The sequence below is a fragment of the Actinomarinicola tropica genome (assembly GCF_009650215.1).
Taxonomy (GTDB): domain Bacteria; phylum Actinomycetota; class Acidimicrobiia; order Acidimicrobiales; family SKKL01; genus Actinomarinicola; species Actinomarinicola tropica.
The window spans coordinates 313,026-329,270 of sequence record NZ_CP045851.1 but is presented as its reverse complement, the minus strand read 5'-3'; the positions used below and the strand labels follow the sequence as shown (position 1 = coordinate 329,270).

Genomic DNA, 16,245 nt, shown 5'->3' with positions numbered 1-16,245 from the left:
CGCCTCGGTGCGACATGCCTCCGCGCCCCATTCGCGCCGATTCGACGGCGATTCGGCGCGAATGGGGGCGTGATGGTCGAGCGGCAGGTCCTCGACCTGCTCGTGGGGGCGATGTTGCCAACGGGCTGGCGCGATCGCGCCCACTGCGCGACCCCGGGGGCGATTGCACCATCCCTCTGGCGGAACCACGCCCACCACCCCGCTGATGGGTTGGCGTCGAATCGACGTCGAATCGATGCCAACGGGGGCGGCAGGGAGCGAGGGCGGACGAATAGATCGGCGGCGGGGCGGTTAGGGGGCGAGGAGCATGTCTGTTGCGACCTCCGCGCCCGACCAGCCCGAGATCGCCACCCGGGCCCAACCGCCCGAGGCCCCGAGCGGCCGCAAGATCCTCCCGTGGATCGGCCCCGGGCTCCTGTGGATGATCTCCGCCGTCGGCACCGGCTCGGTGCTGTTCACGCCTCGGGTCGCGTCCCAGCACCGCTACGCCCTGCTGTGGGTGCTCCTCGCCGTGTGCCTCCTGATGTGGGTGATGATCCGTGAGGCCGCCCGGTACACCGTCGTCACCGGCCGCAGCCTCCTCGAGGGCTTCGCCCGACTCCCCGGCCCGGCCCGGTGGGCGGTCTGGGTCGTGTTGGTGCCCCAGGTCGTCGCGGCGGTGGCGGGCATCGCGGGCTTGGCGTCGATCGTCGGGAGCGCGCTCGAGACCGCCGTCGGCGGCGACCACCGACTGTGGGCCGCGGGGGCGATCGTCGCCGCAGCGGTCCTCGTCGTCACCGATGGCTACCCGCTCATCGAGAAGGCGGCCCGGTACCTCGCGGCGGTGCTCACCGGCATCACGGTCGTCGCCGCCGTCAGGGTCGGACCCTCGCTCGGCGACCTCGGCGCCGGCCTGGTGCCCTCGCTGCCCGACGGCATCGACCCCTACGTCGTCGGCCCGTGGATCGGCACGATCCTCGCCGGCTCGATGGGCATCGTCTGGTTCTCCTACTGGACCGCGGCCCGCGGGTTCGGCGGACGCAGCCCCCTCGCCGAGTCGCCCGACACCGAGGACGACGAGATCGAGCCGCTCGGCGAGGAGGACCGCCACGAGCGGATCCACGCCTGGATGAGACTCATGTCGACGACCGCGGCGGTCGGGGTCGTCGCCGGTGCCATCGTGCTCGTCGCCTACATGGTGCTCGGCGCCGAGCTCCTCGCCCCCGAGGGCATCCTCCCCCAGGGCAGCGACGTGGCCGCCGACCTCTCGCGGCTCCTCCAGGACGTCTGGGGGCGCACCGGCTTCTGGCTGATGATCGCCGCCGTCCTCGTCGCCCTCGGCGGCAGCGTCCTCGCCAACCAGGACGGGTGGGGGCGCAGCTTCGCCGACATGACGATCATCCTCCGGCGGGGCCACGGCCTCCCCGCCTGGGCGACGCGGCGGCGCCTGACCGAGCTGTACGTCCTCACGCTCACGGGCGTGCTCCCGATCGTCGTCGTGCTCCTCGTCAGCGACCCGGTGGCGATCATGTCCGCGTCGGGGCTCGTCGCCGCCCTGCACACCCCGCTGATCGTCGGTCTGATCGTGGCCGTCAACCGCCGAGACCTCCCCGACGAGCTCGGCCCGGGCTGGGTGACCACGGGTCTGACGGGTTCGAGCGTCGTCGTCTACACGGTCGTCGGCGCCCTGCAGGTCATCGGCTGAGCGCCGGCGCTCGACCGAGGACCTCCTCGATCCGGCACCGCTCCACGACTGTCCCAGGGGGTCCGCACACTGGTCCGATGACGGCCAACGACCTGGTGATGCAGCGGATCGGCGACGGGATCGGAGCGAGCCAACGAGGCGATCGGCCCCGCGCCCGCGAGATCTTCGCGGCGGTGTGGGCCGACGTCGGTGAGGCCGGCGACCCCCTCCACGGCTGCGCGGTCGCCCACGCCATGGCCGACGTGCAGGACGATCCCCACGAGGAGCTGGAGTGGGACCAGCGCGCCCTCGATGCCGCACGTGTGGTCACCGACGAGCGGGCGGCCGCCGCCGGCATGGCGGGAACGGCCCGAGCGCCCCTTCCCTCGCTGCACCTCGACCTGGCCGATGTGCACCACCGCCTCGGCGACCTCCCGGCCGCACGACACCACGTCGAGCTCGGGCTCGCAGCTCTCCACGAGCTCCCCGACGACGGCTACCGCGCGATGGTGGCCGGCGGCCTCACCCGACTCGATGTCGCCCTCGGTCGACCCGGCTCAACCGGGTCAGATCTTCTCGAGCGGTGCCCAGGCGAGGAGCAACCGCTTCTCCCCCACCGACGGGAAGCGCACGACCGCCTCGGTCTTGTCGCCCTGGCCCTCGATGTCGAGGATGACGCCCTCGCCCCACGCGTTGTGGCGCACGTCGTCCCCTACCTTGAGCCCCAGGGCGTCGGCGCCGCTCGGCGTCGGGCCCTTCGGCTGCATGGCCTGGTCGACGATGCGCTCGCGGTTGGCAGAGATCCCCGCGGCACCACGACCGCGCTCCCGTCCGGAGGACCCGAACCAGCCCGAGGACCCGTCGCCCCGACTCCGTCCCCGCCCACGGGACCCCGACTGGTCGGACTCGACGAGGGACTCGGGGATCTCGTCGAGGAAGCGGCTGGGCGGGTTGTACTGGGTGGAGCCGAACAGGGTCCGGCACCAGGCGTGGGTGAGGTAGAGCTTCTGGCGCGCCCGGGTGATGCCGACGTAGGCCAGCCGGCGCTCCTCCTCCAGCTGGTCGGGTTCCCCGATCGAGCGCAGGTGCGGGAACACCCCGTCCTCGAGGCCGATGAGGAACACGGCGGGGAACTCGAGGCCCTTGGCGCTGTGCAGGGTCATCAGCACGACCGACGACGAGTCGTCGCTGTTCAGGGCATCGGTGTCGGCGACGAGTGAGACCTGCTCGAGGAACGCGTCGACCGACTCCGCCTCCCGGGCGACACCGACGAGCTCGGCCAGGTTCTCGAGCCGGCCGTCGGCCTCGACGGAGTGCTCGGCCTCGAGCTCGGAGGTGTACCCGGTGCGCTCGAACACGGCCTCGAGCAGCGCGGCCGGACCCTTCGGCCGGAGGTCCTCCAGCTCGTCGAGCAGGTCGAGGAACGACTGGATGCCCTTGACGGCGCGGCCGGTGACGCCAGCGTCGTCGGCCCGGCGCAGCGCATCGACGAAGGCGATGCCGTGGGCGTTGGCGTAGACGTCGAGCTTGCCGATCGTCGAGTCGCCGATGCCGCGCTTGGGGACGTTCAGCACCCGCTTCATGCTGACCTCGTCGACGGGGTTCACGACGGCCCGCAGGTAGGCGAGCGCGTCCTTGACCTCTCGCCGGTCGTAGAAGCGGGTGCCGCCGATGACGACGTAGGGGATGCCCACCCGCATGAGCCGCTCCTCGAGGACGCGGCTCTGGGCGTTGGTGCGGTAGAAGACGGCGACGTCGCCCCACTGGAAGTCGCCGCTGTCGTGGAGCCGGGCGATCTCGTGGGCGACCCACTGGGCCTCGTCGGCCTCGTCGTCGGCGTGGTAGCGGGTGATGCGCGGCCCCTCGCCCTGGTCGGTCCACAGCTCCTTCGGCTTGCGCCCGAAGTTGTTGGCGATGACGGCGTTGGCGGCGTCGAGGATCGTCTGCGTGGACCGGTAGTTCTGCTCGAGGAGGATGACCGTGGCGTCGGGGAACGCGTCCTCGAACTCGAGGATGTTCCGGATGTCGGCGCCTCGAAAGGCGTAGATCGAGTTGTGCACGAGCACGCCACCGGCCAGGTAGGTGTGCGCGGGAGTGACCTCGAGGTCGTGCACCGGCCCCTCGTAGTGGTCTGAGGTGACGCGCTCGACCCGGGCCCGGGTCATCCCTCCGGCGCCGTCGTCGACCATCACGTGCATGCCGGGGCGCAGGTGGGCGAGCGGGACGATGTCGAGGATCGAGCCGCCGACGTCGATGCGACGGCGGATCTCCATGCCCCCGGCGGCAGCCTTCTCGTGCGCCAGCGTGAGGGCCTCCACGTAGTCGTCGGTGCGGACGGTCCGTCCGGCGCCGGAGACGTCGTGGTAGCCCCGGTCGGCGAACATCGTGAGCTCGACCACGGAACGGCTGGGCCCGACCGCGTGGGGAAAGTCAGCGTGGAGGTCGTACGCCTCCATCAGCTCCTTGGCGCCGATCGCGGTGTCGAGGTCGAAGAAGAGCCGCGTCGCGATCGGCGCATCGAAGTCGGTCGTGGGGAGGCCGTGCTCGGCGGCGAGCCGGGCAGCCAGGTAGACGGCCTCCTCGGCGTCTCGACCAGGCTCGATGATCCATGCGGCGTCAGCGGCCTGGTCGAGCGAGCCGATGCGGTAGCCGCGGTCGGCGCGGTACATGAGGTAGACGACCCACCGATCGGCCCCGAGGGCGGGATCGGCGGGGACGAGGTGGTGGGGCGTGCCGGTGATCGTCCGACCGCCGGCCGTCACCGTGTAGAGCCGACCCGAGTAGTGCCGCGCCGGCGCCGACGTGACCCGGGACGCCGTCATCGAGCCGGAACCACCCAGACCGAGGACGTCCGCCCCCTCGCCGACCTGCTCGATGGGGCGGTCCCCCGTGGGGGTGGACACGAGCGTCCCCGGGACGAGGCACTGGTCGCTGTCGCCGACCACGCAGACGTTGCGGTGGTCGGACGCGAGGGCGACGACGATCTCGTTCTGGACCTTGTTCGTGTCCTGGTACTCGTCGACGAGGATGTGCCGGAAGCGGCGCTGGTAGTGGGTGAGCACGTCGGGGTGCTCCCGGAACAGCTTCACCGTGTTGAGCAGCAGGTCGTCGAAGTCCATGGCGCCGGCCTTCAGCAGGCGGGCCTGGTACTCGGCGAACACCTCGGCGATGCGCTTCTCGAAGATGACCTGCGCCCGGTCGCTGTAGGCCGCGGCGTCGAGGCCGTCGTTCTTGGCGGCAGAGATCGAGGCGTGGACGGTGCGGGGCGGGAACCGCTTGGGGTCGATGTTGAGGTCCCGCAGGACATAGCCCACGAGGCGCACGGCGTCGGACTGGTCGTAGATCGTGAACGACTTGGGGAAGCCGAGGCGGTCCGCGTCGCGACGGAGGATGCGGACGCACGCCGAGTGGAACGTCGACACCCACATCTTCTCGGCGACCGCGCCGACGAGACCGGCGACGCGGTGCTTCATCTCCGCCGCGGCCTTGTTGGTGAACGTGATGGCGAGGATCTCGAACGGCGAGACGCCCTCGGCCCGGATGAGGTGGGCGATGCGGGCGGTGAGCACGCGAGTCTTGCCCGACCCCGCGCCGGCGACGACGAGGAGAGGGCCCTCGCGGTGGGTGACGGCGTCGAGCTGGGCCGGGTTGAGACCGGCCAGGAGCGCGTCGCGCTCCTCGTCCAGGTCCTCGAGGGCGCTGGCGTCCCAGGCCGCCTCGGCGCCGGAAGCCGCGTCGTCGTAGACGTCGACCGGGGGCGCCTCCTCGGCGTCGGCCTCGGTGGCGTCCGGGTCGGGAGAGGGGGCGTCGGAGGGCTCGGGGTCGAACAACGTCATCGCATCGCCGATGGTACCGGGGCCCTGTGACGCTCCCGAGGGCGTCCGCCGCACCGGAGCGGACCGCCCCGGCTCAGGCGTAGGACCGGTCCAGCTCGTCGCCGACGTCCTCGACCGCGACCTCGTCGACGTAGCACCAACCCCACCGCTCGCCTGGCTCGAACGACTGGATCACCGGGTGCCCCTTGGCCCGGAAGTGCGCTGTCGCGTGGCGGTGCGGCGACGAGTCGCAGCACCCGACGTGACCACAGGCCTGGCACATCCGCAGGTGCACCCACCGGCTCCCGATGGCGAGGCAGTCCTCGCACCCCTCGGTGGTGGTCGGCTCCACGGCGGTCAGGTCGGACAGGTGCTCGCAGGCCATGGGCCCTCCTCGTGGTCCGGCGGTCGGCGCCCGCGCGCAGCGGTACGGTCGGACGATGACCACATTGCGCCCGTTCCGGTTCGGGGTCCAGGCCGGCTGGCTCACCGACGCCGTGGGATGGACGGAGCTCGCCCGACGCTGCGAGGACGTCGGCGTCTCGACGTTGACGATGGCCGACCACCTCGACGAGCAGCTCGCACCGATCGCTGGTCTCATGGCCGCCGCCGCAGCCACCACGACGCTGCGCATCGGGGCGCTCGTGTTCTGCAACGACTACCGCCACCCGGCCGTGCTCGCGAAGGAGGCGGCCACGCTGGACGTCCTGTCCGACGGGCGGTTCGAGCTGGGTCTCGGCGCCGGGTGGATGACGAGCGACTACGAGCAGGCGGGCATCCCCCTCGACCGGGCCGGCGTGCGGATCGACCGACTGGCCGAGGCGCTCCCGATCATCAAGGGTCTGCTCGGCGGCGAGACCGTCCACCACGAGGGCGAGCACTACCGGATCGACGGCCTCACCGGCTCACCCCGGACCGTGCAGCAGCCGCATCCCCCGATCCTCATCGGCGGCGGCGGTCGGCGGGTGCTCACCCTGGCGGCGCAGGAGGCCGACATCGTGGGGCTCAACATCGACCTGCGAGCCGGCGTCATCGACGAGCGGGCCGGGCCGAACGCCACCGTCGAGGCCACCGAGGAGAAGCTCGGCTGGATCCGCGACGCCGCCGGCGACCGGTTCGACGACCTCGAGCTCCAGGTCCGGGTGCACCTGGCCATGGTCACCGACGACCGGACGTCGGTCGCCGAGACGATGGCGCCGGCGCTCGGGCTCTCCCCCGCGGCGGCGCTGCAGACGCCGCACGCGCTCGTCGGCACCGTCGAGGAGATCTGCGACCAGCTCGTCGAGCGCCGTGAGCGCTGGGGCATCAGCTACATCGGCATCGGCGCCGACCAGCTCGACGACGTGCAGCCGGTCATCGAACGGCTGGCCGGGACCTGAGCGAACCGGCGGGTCAGTCGGCGTCGATGGGCCGCCAGGGGTGCAGCACCTCACGGGTCACGAGGTCGACCGTGAAGTAGTGGCCCTGCCCGGGCTGGTCGTGCCGCCGGTCGATCGGCTGGCCCGTCAACCGGCAGTACCAGAGCGTCCCGACCGCACCGTGGCCGACGACGGCGACGTCCGCCTCTCCGGGGACGAGCAGGTCCGCCAGGGCGGCGTGGACGCGCTCCTGCGCATCGGCCGCCCGCTCCCACCCGCCGGTCGAGACGTCGGGCAGGGCGAAGAACCGGTCGGCGTGCGCCTCGTGCTCCTCGGCCGGCAGGTATCCCGTCGAGCTGCGGTCGATCTCGCCCGTGTCGGGCCGCACCTCCACCACGAGGTGGAGCCGCTCGGCGAGGATCGCCGCCGCGGCGCGCGCCTTGTTCTCCGGGCTGGACACGACGCGACCGGTGGCCTCCACCCACGGCTGGGCGGCCATCGCCCGAGCCCGCGCCACGCCGGTCGGGCTCAGCCGCCACTCGGGCACGAGGACGTCGGGATCCGGCACGACGTCGGGGTGGGTGATGTAGCGCAGCACGGGCATCGGCGGCCTCCGGGGAGCGTCGGCCACATCATCTACCGCCCGAGGACCCTCCGCATCGTGTGACCTTGTGCCCTAGAGGCCCGGGCCTCGACCGGCGAGCATCGACCCGATGTCTCGCGCCGCCCGCCTCGGTCCGTGGTTCCGCCGGAACCCGCACCTCGCCATCGCCGCTGCCGCCGCCCTCTTCATCGGCGTCTTCGCGCTGCGCGTCCTGACCGGCGACGAGCGCGACGCCACCGGACTCCTCTTCGTCCTGCCGATCGCCCTCGTCGCGTCCGCCTTCGGTCTGCGTGCCGGCACGGCGGCTGCCGCAGGCGCCGTCGGTCTGCTCGCCGCGTGGGTGTCCATCGAGGGGGTGGAGCTCACCCTCCTCGGATGGGCCGCCCGCACGACGCCGATGCTCCTGCTCGGCGTCCTCATCGGCCACGCGTCGGACACCCAGCGGGCCGCCGAGGGTGTGGCCACCGACCTCGCCGTCGCCGAGGAGCGCCAGCGCGAGGCGGCGGAGATCAACGACACGCTCGTGCAGAACCTCGCCGTGGCCAAGTGGAAGCTCGAGTCGGGCGACGTCGCGGGCGGCATCGAGGTGCTCGACGAGACGATCCACGCCGGCGAGGGACTCGTCCGCACGCTGCTCGGCGGACTCGGCATCAGCAACGGGGAGCGTCGCCGCAGCCGCCCCCGGGCCCTCCATCGCCACTGAGGACGACGCAGGGCCCGGCGACCGGCTACCGGTCGTAGGTGCCGACGAGGCGGGCCTGCACGAGGATCAACGGGTCGATCTTCTCGAGCAGCTCCGTTCGGGTGAGCCCCGCAGGCGCGTCCACCTCGCCGCTCAGCGCGTAGAGGTGGAAGAAGTAGTGGTGCGTGCCGTGACCGGGAGGAGGCGCCGGCCCGTTGAACTGCTGGGCGCCGAAGTCCGTCGTGCCCTGCAGGTACTCGCCTCCGCCGCCCTCGGGGAGGGAGGTGACGTCACCCGGGATCCCGTAGAGCACCCAGTGGGTGAACCCGTCGGTGAGCGGCGCGTCCGGGTCGTGGCAGATGAGCGCGAACTGGCGGGTCTCGGGTGGCGCGCCGGTCCACGACAGCTCGGGCGACACGTCCTGGCCGTTCGTGGTGTGCGCATCCGGGATGCGGCCGCCGTGCTCGAACGCCGGGCTGGTGAGCTGCAGCTCACCGAGGTGCATTCCAGCCACCTGGTCCTCCTGTCGCTAGGGGTCGGGAGATGAGGTGCCTCCCCATGCAACCACGCGCTGAACCCTCAGGCCCGCGGCGCGGTCACTCCCACTCGATGGTCCCCGGCGGCTTGGACGTGACGTCGTAGGCCACGCGGTTGATGCCGGGGACCTCGTTGATGATGCGGTTCGACATCCGCTCGAGCAGGTCGTACGGCAGCCGTGCCCAGTCGGCCGTCATGGCGTCGTCGCTCGTGACCGCCCGGATCACGACCGGGTGGCCGTAGGTGCGCTCGTCGCCCATGACGCCCACGGACCGGACGTCGGCGAGCAGCACGGCGAACACCTGCCAGATGTCGCGCTCGAGGTCGGCCCGCTTGACCTCCTCTCGCACGATGGCGTCGGCCTTGCGCAGCAGGTCGGCCCGCTCCGGGGTGACCTCGCCGATGATCCGCACGCCAAGGCCCGGGCCCGGGAACGGTTGGCGCCACACGATCTCCTCGGGGAGACCGAGCTCGGTGCCGACCCGCCGGACCTCGTCCTTGAACAACGCCCGCAGCGGCTCGACCAGCTCGAAGTCCATGTCCTCGGGCAGGCCGCCGACGTTGTGGTGCGACTTGATCTTGGCCGCGTCCGGGGTGCCCGACTCGATGACGTCGGGGTACAGCGTCCCCTGGACGAGGAACTTGGCGTCCTCGATGCCCCCGGCCGCCTCCTCGAAGATGCGGATGAACTGCTCGCCGATGGCCTTGCGCTTCTCCTCCGGGTCGAGGACGCCGGCGAGGCGCTCGAAGAACCGGTCGGCGGCCCGCACGTGCTGGAGCTCGATCTGGAGGTTGCGCTGGAAGGTCTCGACGACCTGGTCCGACTCGCCTTCGCGCATCAGGCCCGTGTCGACGTAGACGCACGTGAGCTGGTGACCGATCGCCTTGTGCACGAGCGCGGCGGCGACGGCCGAGTCCACGCCGCCGGAGAGGGCGCAGATGACCCGGGCGTCGCCGACCTGGCGGCGGACCGCATCGACCTCGTGCTCGATGATCGACGTCATCGTCCACGACGGCCGGCAGCCCGCGCCGTCGTAGAGGAACCGCTTCAGCAGGTCCTGGCCGTGCTGGGAGTGGACGACCTCGGGGTGGTACTGCACGCCGAAGATGCGACGCTCGGCGTCCTCGATGACCGCGGCGGGAGTGGCGCCGGTGGACCCGGTGACGGCGAACCCCTCGGGCGCCTTGGTGATCGTGTCGAAGTGGCTCATCCAGACGGTGAGCTGCTCGGGCTCGTCGTCGGCCATCAGCACGCCGTGCCCGGTGCGGGTCAGCTCGGCGCGGCCGTACTCGCCGCGGTCGGTGCGCGACACCTCACCGCCGAGGTCGCGGGCGACGAGCTGGGCCCCGTAGCAGATGCCGAGCACCGGGACGCCGAGCTCGTAGACGCCGGCATCGATCGACGGGGCGTCCTCGACGTGGACCGACTTGGGCCCGCCGGAGAGGATGATCGCCGACGGCCGCCGCTCGGCGATCTCGGCCGCGGTGATCGTGTGGGGCACGATCTCGGAGAAGACGTGCGCCTCGCGCACCCGGCGGGCGATCAGCTGGGCGTACTGGGCGCCGAAGTCGACGACCAGGACGGTGTCGAAGTCCTGCTCGAGCTCGGTGATGGTCATGTGGTGTGTGCGCTCACGTGCGGTAGTTGGGCGCTTCCTTGGTGATCACCACGTCGTGGGGGTGGCTCTCACGGAGGCTGGCGCCGGTGATGCGGATGAAGGTGCCGTCGGCCTTGAGGTCGGCGATGGTGGCCGCGCCGCAGTAGCCCATCGACTGGCGGAGCCCGCCGACGAACTGGTGCAGGACGTTGCTGATCGGCCCCTTGTACGGCACGCGGCCCTCGATGCCCTCGGGCACGACCTTGCCGCTGTCGACCGATCCCTGGAAGTAGCGGTCCTTGGAGAACGACCGGCCCTGCATGGCGCCCATCGAGCCCATGCCGCGGTACTCCTTGAAGCGCTCGCCCTGGGCCACGACGATCTCGCCCGGCGACTCGTCGACGCCGGCGAGGGCGTTGCCGAGCATGACGACGTCGGCGCCGGCGGCGATGGCCTTGGCCAGGTCGCCCGAGTACTGCACGCCGCCGTCGGCGATGATCGGGATGCCCGCGGGGCCGGCGACCTGGGCGCAGTCGAACACCGCGGTGATCTGCGGCACGCCCACCCCGGCCACGACGCGGGTGGTGCAGATCGAGTTGTGCACCACCACGTTGTCGGCGATGAAGCTGTGGGTCGGGCAGTCGACCTCGATGTCGTACACCGGCACGGAGAGGCCGACCTGGCGGGCCTCCAGCTTCTTGACGACCTGGTAGTCCTCCAGGTGGCGGACGTGGTGGGAGACGTTCAGCCGGGAGACCACGCTGTCGAGGCAGTCAGCGGCGTCGACGCCGGGCAGCCCGCCCGCCGTGCCCGGCTCGGTCGCGGCGTTGGGGAAGCTGCCCTCGATGAGGAGGCAGAGCACGCCGTACAGCTCGGCGAGCTGCGGCGAGGTGTTGCGGAAGCAGACCCGCCCGTCGCCGGCGACGTAGCCATCGCTGTCGACGAGTCCGTCGAAGAGCCCGTTCAGGTAGATCGGGTTGCCGCACATGTACTCGGCGGGCAGGTGCTTCTCCGACCGCTTGCCGAACTGAGCGAGGAGGCGCGCCCACTGCAGCGAGTAGAGGTGCACGTGGGTCGCCCCGCCCGTGGTCTCGCCGATGGTGGGCCGGACGCCGACGACCTGCTCGACGCAGTCGACCAGCCGGCGGATCGTGGCGTGCTCGTGCTCGCCGAAGTACCAGGACACCCGGCCCAGCTCGGAGTTGCGCGAGCGGGCGATGAAGGCATGTCCGTCGCCGAGGAACGTGCCGAACAGGTAGCCGAGCTCGTAGGAGTCCTCGATGTCGGTGCGGTAGCGGTCGAGCTGGCGCTCGGTGCGCACCGCGAAGTCCCGCAGGTCGATGCGGAGGTGGTCGGGGAGCTCGAGGTGCACCCGGCGAGGCGACAGCAGCACGGCGCGGTCGGCCTCGCCGATCTCCTGCCAGCCGAGCTTCGAGGCACCGGTGCGCGTCGGCCGCTCGAGCGTGGCGACGTAGCCCTTGGACGACACCGTGGCCGGCGCCGTGGTGGACAGGTCGCCCACGTAGAAGCGGTGGTCCGGCGTCACGAACGTCTCGCGGGGCGATGCGGTGTGGCGCAACGCCATGACCTCGCGCACGCCGGTGCACCACGCCTTCTTCACCGTCACCGGCTCGCCGTGCATGTTGACGACCCGGTCGCCGGCGGCGACGTCCTCGATGTTGCGGTAGGTGCCATCGGCCATCAGCACGCGGGTGCCGGCGGCGAAGCACCCCGGTCCGATGCCGACCTTCACGGCGTCGGCGCCGGCGTCGATGAGCGCGCGGGTGCCCTCGGAGGTCGCGACGTTGCCGGCCGCCACCTGCACGTCCCAGTTGGCCTTCACCTTGGCGACCGCGTCGAGCACCGACTGGGCGTGGCCGTGGGCGGTGTCGACGACGAGGAGGTCGACGCCCCGGTCGATCAGCGCGCCGGCCCGGTCGAGCACGTCGGGGCCGGTGCCGACGGCCGCGCCGACCCGCAGGCGGCCCCGCTCGTCCTTGGTGGCGTGCGGGTAGGCGATCCGCTTCTGGATGTCCTTCACCGTGATGAGTCCGGTGAGCACGCCCTGGTCGTCGACGATCGGCAGCTTCTCGATGCGGTGCTTGCCGAGGATGACCTGCGCCTCCTCGAGCGTGGTGCCCTGGGGCGCGGTGACGAGCCCCTCGGAGGTCATCGCCGTGGTGACCGGCTCGTCGGACCGCTCGGTGAAGCGCAGGTCGCGGTTGGTGATGATGCCGACGAGGCGGCCGGTGTCGGGATCGGTGACCGGCACACCGGAGATGTGGAAGCGCTCCATGACCGACATCGCCTCGTCGATCGTGGCGGTGGGCGGGATCGTGACCGGCTCGGAGATCATCCCCGACTCCGACCGCTTCACCCGGTCGACCTCGGCCGCCTGGTCCTCGATGGAGAGGTTGCGGTGGATGATGCCGAGCCCGCCGTGGCGCGCCATCGCGATGGCGAGGCGGGCCTCGGTGACCGTGTCCATCGCCGCCGACAGGAGCGGGATGGCCATCGAGATCGACCGCGTCAGCTGCGTCGTGGTGGACGCATCGGACGGCATGACCTCGGACGCGGCGGGGACGAGGAGGACGTCGTCGTAGGTGAGACCCTCACGACCGAACTTCTCGTCGAACGACGTGCGGCGGACCGACTCAGAAGCCATGGGTCATCCTACGCACAGCGCTCACCGCTCAGGAACCCATCCCGACGCCCTGTGACCTCTGCAACGCCTTGCCCTCGGTCTGCAGCGCGGGGGCGACCATCAGCTCGGCCTTCTGGAACTCCTTCAGCGTCTCGTAGCCGCACGTGGCCATCGAGGCGCGCAGGCCGCCGAAGAGGTTCATGCGGCCGTCGTTGCCGTGCGCCGGGCCGAGCAGGACCTCCTCGAGCGAGCCGCGGATGGGCGTCTGCACCCGGGTGCCACGCGGCAGCGTGGGGTGGAACGTGGCCATCCCCCAGTGGAAGCCGCGGCCCGGCGCCTCCGACGTCGCGGCCAGCGGCGAACCGATCATCACCGCGTCGGCGCCGCACACGATGGCCTTCGCGATGTCGCCCCCGGTGGCCATCCCGCCGTCGGCGATGACGTGGACGTAGACGCCCGTCTCGTCGAGGTGGCGCATGCGGGCGGCGCGGGCGTCCGCGATCGCGGTGGCCTGGGGCACGCCGATGCCGAGCACGCCACGAGTCGTGCACGCGTGGCCAGGACCGACCCCGACGAGTACGCCGGCGGCGCCCGTGCGCATGAGGTGGAGGGCGGCCTGGTAGCTGGCGCAGCCCCCGACGAGCACGGGGATGTCGAGCTGGCGGACGAAGCGCTTGAGGTTCAGCGGCTCGGCGTTGCTCGACACGTGCTCGGCGGACACGACCGTGCCCTGGATGACGAGCAGGTCGAGCTCGGCCTCGCGGATGGCGGGCATCAGCGACTCGGTGCGCTGGGGCGTGACCGACGCGCACGACAGGACGCCGGCGTCGTTGATCTCCCCGATCCGCTGCACGACGAGCTCGGGCTTCACCGGCTCGGCGTAGATCTCCTGCATGCGCGCCGTGGCCGCGTCGGCGTCGAGCGAGGCGATCTCGTCGAACAGCGGCTCCGGGTCGGCGTAGCGGGTCCAGAGCCCCTCGAGGTTGAGCACGCCGGCGCCACCGAGCGTGCCCATGGCGATGGCGGTGGTCGGGCTCGTGACCCCGTCCATCGCCGCGGCGAGGACCGGCAGCTCGAAGCGGTAGGCATCGAGCTCCCACGAGATGTCGACGTCCTCGGGGTCGCGGGTGCGGCGGCTGGGCACGATGGCCACGTCGTCGAACCCGTAGGCGCGACGACCCGACTTGCCCATCCCGATCTCGATCTCCGCCACGGGGCCTCCTGTGCTGCGGGAAAGCGGCGATGCTACCGCGAGCCCCGACGAGCCCTGTCTGACGGGCCGTCAGCGGCCGGTGACCGAGCGGAACAGCTGCTTGGCGATGGCGGCGTTCATCTCGTAGGCCGCCTTGTTGCGGGTGTCGGCCACCTTCTTCACCAGGTTGCCGCCGGTGGCCTGGTCGAGGGCGTCCAGCCCGGCGATCACCGCGTCGCGGGTGACGTCGGTGACCTGGTAGCCCATCGCGGTCAGGCTCTTCACCAGGTCGGAGTCGGCGACCGAGGCCGGCGCCGCAGCGGCGACGATGCGGAGCGCGTCCTTGGTGATCTCGGCGCCCTGGGTGACGGCGTCCTCGGGTGACAGCCGCTCGCCCTCGGGGGGTACGGCGCGGCCGGCGTCGACGGACGCGAGCCACCGCCGGACCTGGGTGACGATCTCGTCGTGCGTCTCGCCCTCGAACGTGAGCCGCGCCATGTCTCGACGCTACCCCCGCGCACCCGGCGGGAAGCCGTCGGGCTGGAGGCGGGGCTCGATCGGGCGACCGTCCGCCGCTGCGCCGAGCAGCTCCCAGAGCGCGTCGACGTGCCGCTGCTCGGTCGTCGTCTGCCCGATCGAGGCCCGGATGACGAACCGCTCGTCGACCCGGGTGTGGCTGAGGAGCGCCCGGCCCGAGGCGTTCACCGCGTGCATGATCCGCTCGCTCTCGTCGTCGCCCGCTGCGGCGCGGAAGCACACGAGCGACAGCTCGGCGGGCCGGACGAGCTCGAACCGCGGATCGACCTCGACCCGCGCCGCGAACCCCTGCGCCAGCTCGACGTGCCGGCCGATGTGGTGGCGCAGCCCCTCGGCGCCGTAGTGGCGGATGACGAACCACAGCTTGAGGGCCCGGAACCGACGCCCGAGCGGCACCTGCCAGTCGCGGTAGTCGATGACGTCGCCGGCGTCGGAGGCCGCGTTGCGGAGGTACTCGGGGACGATCGACAGCGCCTCGACCAGGGCCGACCGGTCGGCGACGTAGAGGCAGTCGCAGTCGAAGTTGGTGAAGAGCCACTTGTGCGGGTCGAAGCACCAGCTGTCGACCAGCTCCAGCCCGTCGTTGACCCAGCGCAGCTCGGGCACCACGCCCGCGGCGCCGGCCATGGCGGCGTCGACGTGGACCCACGTGCCGTGGGGCACGACGAGCTCGGCGACGGCGCGCACGGGGTCGACGGCCATCGTGCCGGTCGTGCCGACCGTGGCGCAGGCGAAGAACGGCCGGCGCCCGGCGGCGACGTCCTCCTCGACCAGCGTCCGGAGGTGGTCGAGGCGCAGCGCCTGGTGCTCGTCGACGTCGACGACGCGCAGCTGGTCGTCGCGGAAGCCGGCGACGGTGAACGCCTTGCGCACCGAGGAGTGCGCCTCGGCCGAGGCGTAGCCGACCATCTCCCCCATCGCCGCCGCGCCGCCGGCGCGGTGGCGGGCGGCCAGGACGGCGACGAGCGTGGCGCTCGACGCGCTGTCCTCGATCACGCCGCCGCCCGGGCCGTCGGAGCGGAACCGGTCCGGCAGGCCGAGCAGGTCGACGACCCAGTCGAGGACGTGCGTCTCGAGCTCGGTGCACGCCGGGCTCGTCGCCCACAGCATCCCCTGCACCCCGAGGCCAGCGGAGAGGAGCTCGCCGAGGATCGACGGCCCCGAGGCGTTGGCCGGGAAGTAGGCGAAGAAGTCCGGCGACTGCCAGTGCGTGATGCCCGGCAGCACGACCGAGGCGACGTCGTCGAGGACGGCGTCGAACGGCTCCGGCGACGTGGGCGGGTGCGGCGGCAGCGCGGCGCGCACGTCGCCCGGGGCGCTGCGACTCGCGACCGGGTAGTCGCCGACCCCCTCGAGGTAGTCGGCGACCCAGTCGACGAGGCGGTGGCCGTGGCGCCGCAGGTCGTCGGGCGTCATGTGGAACGAGGGGGTGGGAAGGTCGTCGTGGTGGTCCGGCACGGGGCCGATGGTACGGCCCCGTTGTTGACGTTCTCCCGGCTTGTTGACGGCATGACAGCCCGGCTACCGTGCCGTCCGCTGTGCCCCTGGTCACAAGGCCCGGAGCCAGCTCCGGCCCGGACGAGCAACAACGGGGCCGGCCTGTCCAGAGACATCC

General features: G+C 71.9%; 12 protein-coding genes. 3 read left to right on the top strand and 9 right to left on the bottom strand.

The genetic code is table 11. The annotated features are described in order from the left end of the window. Window positions 1-307 precede the first annotated feature (307 nt). Window positions 308-1,684, top strand: a complete 1,377-nt coding sequence (locus tag GH723_RS01695) for an Nramp family divalent metal transporter (protein WP_153758027.1) — start codon at window positions 308-310, stop codon at window positions 1,682-1,684. 545 nt (window positions 1,685-2,229) lie between these two features. On the opposite strand, the gene GH723_RS18610 is transcribed toward GH723_RS01695, so the two are convergent. Together GH723_RS18610 and GH723_RS01680 are read right to left on the bottom strand one after the other, a co-directional pair. Further along, window positions 2,230-5,499, bottom strand: a complete 3,270-nt coding sequence (locus GH723_RS18610; protein ID WP_229022961.1) for a UvrD-helicase domain-containing protein — start codon at window positions 5,497-5,499, stop codon at window positions 2,230-2,232. Between the two features lie 73 nt (window positions 5,500-5,572). Then, window positions 5,573-5,863, bottom strand: a complete 291-nt coding sequence (locus tag GH723_RS01680; RefSeq protein ID WP_153758026.1) for a ubiquitin carboxyl-terminal hydrolase 14 — start codon at window positions 5,861-5,863, stop codon at window positions 5,573-5,575. Window positions 5,864-5,918: 55 nt separating this feature from the next. Here GH723_RS01680 and GH723_RS01675 point away from each other — a divergent pair, with 55 nt between their 5' ends. Next, a complete protein-coding gene (locus GH723_RS01675; protein ID WP_153758025.1) occupies window positions 5,919-6,857 on the top strand; it encodes a TIGR03621 family F420-dependent LLM class oxidoreductase in 939 nt (312 codons plus the stop codon). Between the two features lie 13 nt (window positions 6,858-6,870). Here the strand turns inward: GH723_RS01675 and GH723_RS01670 are convergent, their stop codons facing one another. After that, complete coding sequence (locus tag GH723_RS01670; RefSeq protein WP_153758024.1) at window positions 6,871-7,440, bottom strand: histidine phosphatase family protein; 570 nt, start codon at window positions 7,438-7,440, stop codon at window positions 6,871-6,873. 109 nt (window positions 7,441-7,549) lie between these two features. Between GH723_RS01670 and GH723_RS01665 the strand changes: the two genes are divergently transcribed. Beyond that, window positions 7,550-8,143: a hypothetical protein gene (locus GH723_RS01665; RefSeq protein ID WP_153758023.1), complete on the top strand. Its 594-nt coding sequence runs from the start codon at window positions 7,550-7,552 to the stop codon at window positions 8,141-8,143. A gap of 25 nt (window positions 8,144-8,168) precedes the next feature. Here GH723_RS01665 and GH723_RS01660 read toward each other — a convergent pair whose 3' ends face one another. From GH723_RS01660 to GH723_RS01625, 6 genes are all read right to left on the bottom strand, one after another. After that, the gene (locus GH723_RS01660; protein ID WP_153761026.1) at window positions 8,169-8,627 is read right to left on the bottom strand and encodes a YbhB/YbcL family Raf kinase inhibitor-like protein; all 459 of its coding nucleotides are present in this window, start codon (window positions 8,625-8,627) and stop codon (window positions 8,169-8,171) included. A gap of 91 nt (window positions 8,628-8,718) precedes the next feature. After that, window positions 8,719-10,278, bottom strand: coding sequence for a glutamine-hydrolyzing GMP synthase (gene guaA, locus GH723_RS01655; protein WP_153758022.1), 1,560 nt, complete (start codon window positions 10,276-10,278; stop codon window positions 8,719-8,721). 13 nt (window positions 10,279-10,291) lie between these two features. Beyond that, window positions 10,292-12,922, bottom strand: a complete 2,631-nt coding sequence (locus tag GH723_RS19095; RefSeq protein WP_324248590.1) for an IMP dehydrogenase — start codon at window positions 12,920-12,922, stop codon at window positions 10,292-10,294. 28 nt (window positions 12,923-12,950) lie between these two features. Continuing rightward, window positions 12,951-14,114: a GuaB3 family IMP dehydrogenase-related protein gene (locus tag GH723_RS01635; RefSeq protein WP_153758021.1), complete on the bottom strand. Its 1,164-nt coding sequence runs from the start codon at window positions 14,112-14,114 to the stop codon at window positions 12,951-12,953. 69 nt (window positions 14,115-14,183) lie between these two features. Next, complete coding sequence (locus GH723_RS01630; protein WP_153758020.1) at window positions 14,184-14,591, bottom strand: hypothetical protein; 408 nt, start codon at window positions 14,589-14,591, stop codon at window positions 14,184-14,186. 9 nt (window positions 14,592-14,600) lie between these two features. Continuing rightward, entirely contained in the window at window positions 14,601-16,088 is a 1,488-nt protein-coding gene (locus GH723_RS01625; protein ID WP_229022960.1) for a pyridoxal-dependent decarboxylase, read from the bottom strand. Window positions 16,089-16,245: the final 157 nt, after the last annotated feature.

Coding starts and splice junctions, on each gene's coding strand:
- GH723_RS01695 (WP_153758027.1), top strand. CDS start 308: ATGTCTGTTGCGACCTCCGCGCCCGACCAGCCCGAGATCGCCACCCGG.
- GH723_RS18610 (WP_229022961.1), bottom strand. CDS start 5,499: ATGACGTTGTTCGACCCCGAGCCCTCCGACGCCCCCTCTCCCGACCCG.
- GH723_RS01680 (WP_153758026.1), bottom strand. CDS start 5,863: ATGGCCTGCGAGCACCTGTCCGACCTGACCGCCGTGGAGCCGACCACC.
- GH723_RS01675 (WP_153758025.1), top strand. CDS start 5,919: ATGACCACATTGCGCCCGTTCCGGTTCGGGGTCCAGGCCGGCTGGCTC.
- GH723_RS01670 (WP_153758024.1), bottom strand. CDS start 7,440: ATGCCCGTGCTGCGCTACATCACCCACCCCGACGTCGTGCCGGATCCC.
- GH723_RS01665 (WP_153758023.1), top strand. CDS start 7,550: ATGTCTCGCGCCGCCCGCCTCGGTCCGTGGTTCCGCCGGAACCCGCAC.
- GH723_RS01660 (WP_153761026.1), bottom strand. CDS start 8,627: ATGCACCTCGGTGAGCTGCAGCTCACCAGCCCGGCGTTCGAGCACGGC.
- guaA (WP_153758022.1), bottom strand. CDS start 10,278: ATGACCATCACCGAGCTCGAGCAGGACTTCGACACCGTCCTGGTCGTC.
- GH723_RS19095 (WP_324248590.1), bottom strand. CDS start 12,922: ATGGCTTCTGAGTCGGTCCGCCGCACGTCGTTCGACGAGAAGTTCGGT.
- GH723_RS01630 (WP_153758020.1), bottom strand. CDS start 14,591: ATGGCGCGGCTCACGTTCGAGGGCGAGACGCACGACGAGATCGTCACC.